Genomic DNA, 8,742 nt, shown 5'->3' with positions numbered 1-8,742 from the left:
CGACGTGCGGGGCGGCGCACAGCACGGCGTGGCCGAGGCCCTTGGGGTCGCCCTGGCGGACGTAGTGCATGGTCGCCAGGTCGCTCGACTCCTGCACCTTGGCGAGCCGTTCGGCGTCGCCCTTCTTCCCCAGGGCGGATTCCAGCTCGTAGTTGCGGTCGAAGTGGTCCTCCAGGGGACGCTTGTTACGACCGGTGATCATGAGGACGTCGTCGAGCCCCGCGGACACGGCCTCCTCGACCACGTACTGGATCGCGGGCTTGTCGACGACCGGCAGCATCTCCTTGGGAGTGGCCTTGGTGGCCGGCAGGAACCGGGTGCCAAGACCCGCCGCCGGGATGACCGCCTTGGAAATGGTGGGGCGGGAAGCCATCAGGTGTTCGTCTCTCTCGTTCTGCACGTCGGGCGCCGGTGCGGCCGGGCTCAGGCGTCGATGAGGCCGTGCTCACCGGTGGGCTGGCGCGGGATGCGGGCCTTGGCGAGGGCCCCCGGCGCGGGCGCGGGCGTCCGGTCCGCCAGCGGGATCACCGCGGGGGTGGTCTCCTGCTGCCCGAGGAAGAGGCGGCGCACCACACGCTCCGCCGCGTTTCCGTCGTCGAACTGCACGAAGCGCTCACGGAACGCGGCCCGCAGCTCGGCGGCCTCGGCGCTGTTCCAGGCACCGGAACGGAAGACCTCGATCAGCTGGTCCTCGTCGGTCGCGGTCGCGCCCGGGGTCTCGCCCGGCTGGCCGGAGAGGATGTCGAAGTAGACACCGCGGGCCTTGCGGTAGACCTCCCAGTCGTCGGCGTAGGTGACGATCGGGCGGTCCAGGCACGCGTAGTCGAACATGATGGACGAGTAGTCCGTGATCAGCGCGTCGGCGGCCAGGCAGAGGTCCTCCACCACCGGGTACGTCGACACGTCCTTGATCAGACCGCGCTCCTGGAGGGCCTCCAGGCGGGGGTCGGCGCCGTAGAAGTAGTGCGTGCGCACCAGGACGACGAAGTCCGGGCCCAGCTCGGAGCAGAAGCGCTCCAGGTCGATGCGGGGGACGTAGCCCTTCTGGTAGTCGCGCACCGTCGGGCAGTACAGGACGGCCTTCTTGCCGTCCTCGATGCCCAGTTCGCGGCGGATGCGCAGGACGCCGTCACCGTCGGTGCGGAAGTAGACGTCGTTGCGCGGGTAGCCGAACTCGATCGCCTCGAACGCGCAGGGGTAGACCCGCTCCCAGTTCTCCGTGGAGTGCTGGTTGGAGGTGAGGCTGAGGTCCCACTTGTCGGCCCGCTCCAGCATCTTGGCGAAGCTCATGTTCTTCGCCGCCGCCGGGTACTTCTGCTGGTCGATGCCCATCTGCTTCAGCGGGGTGCCGTGATGGGTCTGGAGGAAGACCTGCTCGGGGCGCTTGACGATGTTGTTCGGGAAGTTGACGTTGTTGACGAGGTACTTGGCGCGGGCCATGACCTCCCAGTAACGCGGCGAGTTGGCCACCACGTAGTCGACGCCCGCGGGGATGTTGTCCACCATGTCGCGGCGCACGACCCACACGCCGTGCACGTTCGGGGCGAGTTCCTTGGCCTTGTGGTAGATGGCCGCGGGGTTGCAGGCGACGCCGCGGTTCCAGTAGGCCGCGTAGACCGCGAGGTTCTCGTCCACCGGGCGGCGCAGGTGCAGCCGGTACAGCCGGTTGTAGGCGGTCTTGCCGAGCTTGGTCTTGACCTTGGTGGCGCGCTGGATGACCTGCCGGCGGGTGTTGCCGGCGGCGGTCACCGCGGCGTACGCCGTGTAGGAGCCGCGCTCCAGCAGCTGGAACCGGACGCCCTGGGAGCCCTCGGGGAGCACGAAGCCCTTGGGCTTGTAGCGCTTGTACGAGGCCGCCGCGAGCTTGAAGAACTCCGCTCGGTCCTTGGGGACGATGCGGTCCTCGCGGGCCAGCGTGAACAGGTAGTGGCTCGCCGCGCGCTCGAACAACAGGGCGCGCACGGACTCCAGGTGCGGGCGCTCGTCGAGGAACTCGAAGAGGCGGGCGTACTGCTGGAAGATGCCGAAGTGCTTGCGGCCGGGCGTGCGCATGGAGTTGCCCTGGCGGCGCTGGCGGTACTCGACGCAGACGTGGTCGGTGGCGGCGATGCGCTCCGCGGTCAGCATGGTCTTGTAGACCATGAGCGCGTCCTCGTAGATGCCGTCGGTGAAGACGAAGTTGTTGCCGACGTAGAACTCGCGGCGGTAGGCGCGGTTCCAGACGACGGCGAACATGGTGAGGAAGTCGGGCCGTTCGAGGGCCGTGAAGACGTCCGTCCCCGCGCTCGCGAGGAGTTCACCGGCCGCGCTCGCCTGGACGCGGTTGTTCCAGTAGGTGCGGACGTGGTTGAGCAGCAGGATGTCGGGGTTGCCCGTGACCTCCAGGCGGTCGGCTATCGCCTGGAGCGCGCCGTCGGCCAGCGTGTCGTCGCTGTCGAGGAAGAGGATGTACTCGCCGCGGGACTTCAGCGCACCGGCGTCGCGCGCCTTTCCGATGCCCCGGTTCTCCTCGAAATGCACGGGTATGACGCGGCTGTCGAGGGCGGCGTATTCATCGAGTATCTTCCCGCACGAGTCGGGGGAGTGGTCGTCGATGGCGACGATCTCGAAGTCCTCGAAGGACTGGGACAGAATAGAGTCCAAGCACGCACGCAGATATCCCTGGACTTTGTAGACAGGGACGACAACGCTTATTTTCGGCGAAGCGTTTCCATTCGCTACGGGCATGCTTGGGGCTCCTGGACTGTCGGTCAGACTCTCAACCGCCTCCCGGTGCCGGTGCGGCGTGGGGGCGAGAGGCACAAGGAGTGCGAGGTTAAGGGGCGTTTAACCCTACCCTAACGTGCCCCTCCGAATGGTCTCACCGTACGGCCGCGCGGGACCGGGCGGACCCGGGTGTGGCGTGACTCACGGGCGCCCGCGGGGGCGTTCGGGGCGGGGCCGTCCGGGACCCCGCGGGCACGCCTTCCCCGAGCCCGGACGAGCACGTTCCGGCGGGAGGCGCGCACTCTCCCGCGCGAGCCGGTGCCGGAGACCACCGGGGCGGGTGCGCCGCACGGCGGGACCGTGCCGATGGCGGCCGGTCAGGGGCCCGGACGGCTCTGTCCCAGGCCCCCGCACGGGGGTGCCGACCGGGCCCGGCGTGCGGCCGCGAGGGAGGGTGCGGCCGGGCCCGGCGCGGAGCCGGCGGGGTCCCGCGGGCGCAAGCGGAGGGCGCCGCGGGCCCGGCGGCGGGCGGTGATCCGGTTCCCCGGCCGGACCGGTCGCCGCGTGGCCCGGTCGGCCCGTTCCCGGGGGCGTACCGGGTAAGAGAAGGTGAGTCCTCGGTGAGAACACCGCCGTCGGGGAAGGCGAACCGGGCGATCCGGTCATCCCGCCCCGCGAAGGTGCCGCCGGAGTCCGCGGTGCGGATGCCGCGAGGCTCCGCCCGCAGGTGCGGCCCCGATGTGGTGGATTCGACACCGCCGCGCACACCGCGGCCGAAACCGCGCGGAGGCGTGGTCCCGGGGTGTTCCCGGCGCTGTGCGGGACGGCGGCCGTCCCGGCGGGAACGGGCGCCGTCCCGATGACGGCGCCCCTGTTTGCAGGAAGCGTCTGCGATCGGACATCGCGAAGCGAGCCACCCCGGAGATCCGGGAAAAGAAAAGGCGACCGGTTATTCCGCCGCCGCGCCCCGTCCTGTTCACGGACACCGTGCACGGAAGCGCGATCCCGGATTTCCTCGGTTTTCCGGTCTCCGCCGCTCGGCGCGTGCGGTGACCGGCGGGCGTCCGCCCACCGGAACCGGAGCGCGCCGAAGGTCCCGGGTCGCGTACATTGCGCAGCACGGGGCCGGTACGGGCGAAAGGGACGGCAGGCAAGTGGCAAGCGCGAGGCAGGCCGTGGTGGAGGCCCGCAGGATCGTCGTCAAGGTGGGCTCCTCCTCCCTGACCACCGCGGCGGGCGGCCTGGACGCCGACCGCGTGGACGCCCTGGTGGACGTGCTGGCCAAGAGCCGCAGCGGAGGGGAGAAGGAGGTCGTCCTCGTCTCCTCCGGTGCCATCGCCGCCGGGCTCGCCCCGCTCGGACTGCGCCGCCGCCCCCGGGACCTCGCCCGGCAGCAGGCCGCCGCCAGCGTCGGCCAGGGCCTGCTCGTCGCCCGCTACACCGCCTCCTTCGCCCGCTACGGCCTGCGCGTCGGCCAAGTCCTGCTCACCAGCGACGACATGAGCCGCCGCGCCCACCACCGCAACGCCTCGCGCACCCTCGACAAACTCCTCGCGATGGGTGCCCTGCCGATCGTCAACGAGAACGACACCGTCGCCACCGACGAGATCCGCTTCGGCGACAACGACCGGCTCGCCGCCCTCGTCGCCCACCTCGTCCACGCCGACCTGCTCGTCCTCCTCTCGGACGTCGACGGCGTCTACGACGGCGATCCCAGCAGGCCCGGCACCTCCCGGATAGCCGAGGTGCGCGGCCCCGCAGACCTCGCGGGCGTGGAGATCGGCAGCGCGGGCAAGGCCGGCGTCGGCACCGGCGGCATGGTCACCAAGGTCGAGGCGGCCGGGATCGCGGCCGCCGCCGGCATCCCGGTGGTGCTCACCAGCGCCGTGCACGCGGCGGACGCCCTCGGCGGCGGCGACACCGGCACCTACTTCCACACCACCGGCAAGCGCTCCGCCGACCGGCTGCTGTGGCTCCAGCACGCCTCCACCCCGCAGGGCGCGCTCACCCTGGACGACGGCGCCGTGGAGGCGGTCGTCAAGGGCCGCAAGTCGCTGCTGCCCGCGGGAATCGCGGCCGTGGAGGGCGAGTTCAGCGCCGGCGACCCGGTGGAGCTGCGGGACACGGGGGGCCGCGCGGTGGCGCGGGGGCTCGTCAGCTTCGACGCCAAGGAGATCCCGCGGCTGATCGGCCGTTCGACCCACGAGCTGGCGCGCGAGCTGGGACCGGCGTACGAACGCGAGGTCGTACACAGGGACGACCTGGTGCTCCTGCACCGGTGACACTCGTACAGCGGGGCGCCCCCGCGGGCCTCCGGTGGGGGACGTTCCGTAAAACCGCCCCGCGAAGCCTTACGGCCTGCTCAACTTTGTGTGCAAGACATGTTTCCGAGCACTCGGGTGAAGGAGGCCGTCGTGAGACGAGTGCGCCCTGGGGGTACCACCCGAGGTGCCCTGACGAGCGTCGCGGCCGGTGACACCTACGAGGAGCCCAGGGACCTGCCCCGGCTGTGGCACGTCACCCTCAGCGTGGCCGGCGGGAGCGTCCCCCTCACGGATCTGCGCCGGGCCCTGGAGCAGCTGGCCCACGACCACCCCTTCCTGCTCACCAGCAGATACGCGAGCGACCACGCCGAGATCCGGTACTGGGAGGAGGCCCGCGACCTGCATGACGCGGCCGCCGTCGCCCTGCGCCTGTGGGGCGAGCACCGGCTGAGCGCCGGACTGCCCCCGTGGGAGATCGTCGGCCTGGAGGTCATCGACCGCGAGACGTACCACCAGCGCGTCGCCGAGGGCTACGGGCCACCGCCCGCGACACCCGTAGGGGTCCACCCCTTCTGAGCCCTTACCGGCGTTTTCGTCTCGGGGTGTGAAACGTGCGCGGAAGGGCTCCGCACCGCGCACTACCCTTCCCTCATGACCACGCTCTCGCCGTACGACTCGATGTCCCCGGTCACCCAGGCCGCCTACCGGGCCAGGGCCGCCGCCGCCGACCTCGCGCCGCTGCCGCGCGCCGCGAAGGACGACGCGCTGCTCGCCATCGCCGACGCCCTGGAGGTGCGCGCCGGGGAGATCGTGGCGGCCAACGCCAAGGACGTGGCCAAGGCGCGCGACAACGGCACCAGCGAGGCCATCGTGGACCGGCTCACGCTCACCCCCGAGCGGGTCCGCGCCATCGCCGCCGACGTCCGCCACGTGGCCGGGCTGCCCGACCCGGTCGGCGAGGTGGTCCGCGGCTCCACCCTCCCCAACGGCATCGACCTGCGCCAGGTCCGCGTCCCGCTCGGCGTCGTCGGCATCGTCTACGAGGCCCGCCCGAACGTCACCGTCGACGCCGCCGCCCTGTGCCTGAAGTCCGGCAACGCCGTCCTGCTGCGCGGTTCCGCCTCCGCCTACGAGTCCAACACCGCCCTGGTCCGGGTGATCCGGGACGCGGTCGGCGGCGCCGGGCTGCCCGCCGACGCGGTCCAGCTGGTGCCGGGGGAGAGCCGCGAGTCCGTGCGCGAGCTGATGCGCGCCCGTGGCCTGGTCGACGTCCTCATCCCGCGCGGCGGCGCCTCCCTGATCAGGACCGTGGTCAGCGAGTCCACCGTGCCCGTCATCGAGACGGGCACCGGCAACTGCCACGTCTACGTCGACGCGCAGGCCGACATCGACATGGCGATCGACATCCTCGTGAACTCCAAGGCCCAGCGGGTCAGCGTGTGCAACGCGGCCGAGACGCTCCTCGTCCACCAGGACATCGCCGCCGCCTTCCTGCCGCGCGCCCTGGACGCCCTCGCCGAGGCCGGCGTCACCGTGCACGCCGACGAGCGGGTCATGGCCCACGCCAAGGACTCCAAGGCCACCGTGGTCGAGGCCACCCCCGAGGACTGGGAGACCGAGTACCTGTCGTACGACATCGCCGCCGCCGTGGTGGACTCCCTCGACAAGGCCGTCGAGCACATCCGGCTGTGGACCTCCGGGCACACCGAGGCGATCGTCACCACCTCGCAGCAGGCAGCCCGCCGCTTCACCCAGTTGGTCGACTCCACCACCGTCGCCGTGAACGCCTCCACCCGGTTCACCGACGGCGGGCAGTTCGGCTTCGGCGCGGAGATCGGCATCTCCACGCAGAAGCTGCACGCCCGCGGCCCGATGGGCCTGCCGGAGCTGACCAGCACCAAGTACATCGTCACCGGCGACGGGCACGTGCGCCGCTGAGCCGGCGAGCGGGACGGCTCCCCGGCAGGCGGCCGGGAGGGCGTCTCGACAGGTGGATGAATTTCCGTACCGTCTGCCCAAATTGACCCCCCAGGTCTACTCTGGTCGTGTGCCGGAGGACGTGGGGGGCACGCCGTTCCCTGACGGCTGGGAGCCCGACGACGACCACGACCGCGGGGTGTCGGACGAAGAGTTCGCCTCCGTGGTCTTCGACGAGGCCTTCGTACGGGCGGCCACGGTCCATGAGCCGACCGCCGTCGAACGCCTCCTCGCCGCCGCCGAGGCCAGAGCCGAGGCCTCCGAGCGGGCCCGCCGCGCCCGCGCCCGGGGCGAGCGCTACGACGACGGGTACGGGGGCGCCGATCCCGGCGCCGATCCGGACGACGACTGGGACGAGCCGGACGACGTCCACGCCCTCGACCGCGGCCCCTTCGACGGCCACGGCAAGCAGGTCCGCTGGCACCGCCCCGTGGCCTGGGTGCTCGCCGTGGTGATGGGCGTCGGCATGGTCGCCCTGGCCTTCGCCGCGGTCTACCGGGGCACCTCCTCGGGCACCCGCGACCAGCTTCCGCCGCCCACCACGACCGGCCAGAACCAGGCTCCCACGGCGGCTCCCGTCCGCCCCGAGGCGTCGGCGGTGCCCCACCTGCCCTGACCGGCCCCTGTGCCGCCCGGGGTGAGGGCGTGTCAGAAGTTGTGGTGGAGCGGGGCGTTTACCCGGGGCCCACGGAACCCACTCTGAAAGTATGGGCGGGCCTGGAGACCCACCGGAGGGGGCACCCGAGGGCGGCCCCGGCGGTGCCGAGGACGAGTACCGATCCGTCGTGTTCGACGAGTCGTTCGTGCGCGCTGCCCGCCTCCAGGAGTACTCCGCCGAGGAGCGGATGGCCGACCACGCGCCCGCCGTGCGCCGCAGGCCGCCGCACCGGGGGCTCGTCCGGCAGGCGATGATCCTGGTCCTGCTGATCGCCGTGGCCTTCGCCACCGCCGTCTACATGGGTGTCCGCCACCCCTACGACCCCGCCGGCGCCCCACGGCCCGCCGAGCCCCTGCGGATGACGGTGATACCGCTCGCCCCGCAGGCCGAGGTGCCGGGCGGGAGGGACGCGGAGACGCTGTACGCGCACAGCCCGGCCGCGCAGTTCGACGTCGGCGCCGAGGGGATCCCGCTGCCGGCCGCGCGGGGCACCGCGCACTTCTCCGACAGCCAGGTCGTGACCGCGCTGACCACGGCCAAGGACTACATCGTGCGCTCCTCGCTGTATCCCGAGGTGCTCGACGGCCGCACGGCGGCGCCCGCGCGGGCGCTGGTGGACTCCGACCAGCTCGCCCAGTTCGACCAGAGCTTCGACCGTCCGGCGGCGGACGGCCGGCACGCCCCCACCGGCTGGCTGGTGCGCCTCGACCCGGCCCGCGACCGGCTGGCCGACGACCGGATCCGCGTCCAGGGCGATCTGCGTGTCACCGAGGCCGACCCGGCCACCCTGGAGGTCAGCGCCGACCACACCTTCGTCTACGCCCTGCGCCCCGCCGGCCCCGCGAGCGCGCGCGTCTCCCTCTTCACCGTCCGCCGCGCCGTGACCTTCCGCTTCACCCGCGACGACCTGCGCACCCGCCAGGTCCAGCTGATCACGGCCTACGTCGAGGCCGGCCCCCTGTCCTGCGCCGAGGACTCCACGTCCTACCTGCGCCCCCTCCTGGCGGGCCAGACCTCCCGTCCGGGCGCCCCCGCGGGCACCGACCCCTACCGGACCGACAGCCCCGCCTCGCTGTGCGGAACGCTGGCCCCCGGGGCGCAGCCCAGGGCGTGAGGAGCGGCGGGGTCCCGGGGCGG

The 8,742-nt window shown here is 72.3% G+C and carries 7 protein-coding genes; 5 read left to right on the top strand and 2 right to left on the bottom strand.

The features are described 5' to 3' along the window. Together QSK45_RS08040 and QSK45_RS08035 are read right to left on the bottom strand one after the other, a co-directional pair. A partial coding sequence (locus tag QSK45_RS08040; protein WP_285554613.1) for a UTP--glucose-1-phosphate uridylyltransferase occupies positions 1-373 on the bottom strand: 373 nt, incomplete at its 3' end. A gap of 50 nt (positions 374-423) precedes the next feature. After that, on the bottom strand, positions 424-2,643 hold the full coding sequence (locus QSK45_RS08035; RefSeq protein ID WP_490993515.1) for a bifunctional glycosyltransferase/CDP-glycerol:glycerophosphate glycerophosphotransferase: 2,220 nt from the start codon (positions 2,641-2,643) through the stop codon (positions 424-426). A gap of 1,238 nt (positions 2,644-3,881) precedes the next feature. Here QSK45_RS08035 and proB point away from each other — a divergent pair. The 5 genes from proB (at position 3,882) to QSK45_RS08010 (ending at position 8,719) form a co-directional block, all read left to right on the top strand. After that, positions 3,882-4,988, top strand: coding sequence for a glutamate 5-kinase (gene proB / locus QSK45_RS08030; RefSeq protein ID WP_285554675.1), 1,107 nt, complete (start codon positions 3,882-3,884; stop codon positions 4,986-4,988). Between the two features lie 132 nt (positions 4,989-5,120). After that, positions 5,121-5,546 carry a DUF8830 family protein gene (locus tag QSK45_RS08025; RefSeq protein WP_285554610.1) on the top strand — a complete coding sequence of 142 codons (426 nt, stop codon included), beginning with the start codon at positions 5,121-5,123 and terminating at the stop codon, positions 5,544-5,546. 75 nt (positions 5,547-5,621) lie between these two features. Continuing rightward, entirely contained in the window at positions 5,622-6,908 is a 1,287-nt protein-coding gene (locus tag QSK45_RS08020) for a glutamate-5-semialdehyde dehydrogenase (protein ID WP_285554609.1), read from the top strand. A 109-nt stretch (positions 6,909-7,017) separates the two neighbouring features. Beyond that, positions 7,018-7,563, top strand: a complete 546-nt coding sequence (locus tag QSK45_RS08015) for an SCO2584 family spore wall biosynthesis protein (RefSeq protein WP_490993514.1) — start codon at positions 7,018-7,020, stop codon at positions 7,561-7,563. Between the two features lie 91 nt (positions 7,564-7,654). After that, positions 7,655-8,719 carry an SCO2583 family membrane protein gene (locus tag QSK45_RS08010; protein WP_285554606.1) on the top strand — a complete coding sequence of 355 codons (1,065 nt, stop codon included), beginning with the start codon at positions 7,655-7,657 and terminating at the stop codon, positions 8,717-8,719. Positions 8,720-8,742: the final 23 nt, after the last annotated feature.

It is taken from the genome of Streptomyces hygroscopicus subsp. hygroscopicus (assembly GCF_030269125.1).
GTDB lineage: Bacteria > Actinomycetota > Actinomycetes > Streptomycetales > Streptomycetaceae > Streptomyces > Streptomyces hygroscopicus_C.
The sequence above is the reverse complement of the archived record's forward strand: the minus strand, read 5'-3'. Positions and strand labels throughout refer to the sequence as shown.